Source organism: Endozoicomonas atrinae, from assembly GCF_001647025.1.
Lineage (GTDB): Bacteria > Pseudomonadota > Gammaproteobacteria > Pseudomonadales > Endozoicomonadaceae > Endozoicomonas > Endozoicomonas atrinae.
This window is the reverse complement of the sequence record NZ_LUKQ02000615.1, coordinates 1-1,024: the sequence shown is the minus strand read 5'-3', so window position 1 is coordinate 1,024 and position 1,024 is coordinate 1. Positions and strand designations below refer to the sequence as shown.

Annotated in this window: 3 protein-coding genes; 2 read left to right on the top strand and 1 reads right to left on the bottom strand. The window is 50.4% G+C overall.

Annotation, left to right across the window (positions count from 1 at the left end):
• A partial coding sequence (locus AK963_RS29565) for a hypothetical protein (protein WP_139117795.1) occupies positions 1-196 on the bottom strand: 196 nt, incomplete at its 3' end.
• A gap of 116 nt (positions 197-312) precedes the next feature.
• On the opposite strand from AK963_RS29565, the gene AK963_RS29560 reads away from it, so the two are divergent.
• Positions 313-738, top strand: a complete 426-nt coding sequence (locus tag AK963_RS29560) for a type II toxin-antitoxin system PemK/MazF family toxin (RefSeq protein ID WP_066018789.1) — start codon at positions 313-315, stop codon at positions 736-738.
• Between the two features lie 101 nt (positions 739-839).
• The coding region (locus tag AK963_RS29555; protein WP_139117794.1) for a hypothetical protein at positions 840-1,024 on the top strand (185 nt) is incomplete at its 3' end.

Sequence of the window (1,024 nt, the reverse complement as noted above, 5' to 3'; positions counted from 1 at the left end):
CGAGTAGCTGGCCGTCTTCTTCGGCTATCCATGCGGCAAAGTTGGGCGCGGTGGCATGGAGGTTCAGGTAGTCGGCGGCTTTCGCTTCGTCGAAGTGGTAGTCCCTGCCGAACTTGCCCATGGCAAAAAACTTGATGGAGAGCCGCATCAGGTCAGTGTTGTCGGCTTCGGTGAATCGTCGGACGGTAACGGTCATGGCAATCGTGTCTGGTGTTATTGCCGTTAGCGTAGTGAGAGAGCGCGGGGCGGTCGTCCCGACAAGGAAAACTGTAGTAGACTGATCTGCTGGAGAATAATTGGAGTGTTAAGGGGATGGCGCTAAAATTTCACCCGCAGATAGGTCAGGTAGTTATCTGCGATTTCAATAAGACCTTTGTGCCACCTGAAATGGTGAAGCGTCGACCTGCCGTTGTTATATCACCCCGCATGAGGGCAAGAAGCAACCTTTGTACAGTGGTGCCTTTGAGCACCAGTGAACCGAAGTCCTATCAGGATTATCACCACCCACTAACGATAACCCCACCCCTGCCGAGACCATATAATGCGGGATTTCATTGGGTTAAGGGAGATATGCTGTATACAGTTTCGTTTGACCGCTTGAGTCTGCCGTTTGACGGCAAGGATTATTCAGGCAAACGCAAGTATGTTACGCATATTATTGATAAAGAAGACCTTATTAAAATACAAAAATGTATCCTGCATGGACTCGGTTTAAACTCTTTGACAAGGGATATGTAGGCACTTATAGTTCGTAGTGTTCCCGCTCTGTTTCGGCATCGGGCTTTAAGTCCATTGGCGTTTATGATCAATGGCGGCCATGTCAGTGAAAGCAAACAGGCATGGTGTCAAAGAAAGGCTCTACTTCGGTAGAGCCTTTTTTTTGGCCTGAATTATACCGCGAGGTTACTGATGGCGATTACTGCGTCGAGGGTGTTGGCCGCGTTGGTGTTGGTGATCTTGAGGCCGATGGCCTTGGAGGCAGCACTGGCGTCGACTTCGATCTGGGTGGAGAGCGGGAACTCGG

What these genes read in the sequence shown, in the direction of transcription:
- AK963_RS29560 (WP_066018789.1), top strand. Translation starts at nt 313, where the DNA reads ATGGCGCTAAAATTTCACCCGCAGATAGGTCAGGTAGTTATCTGCGAT.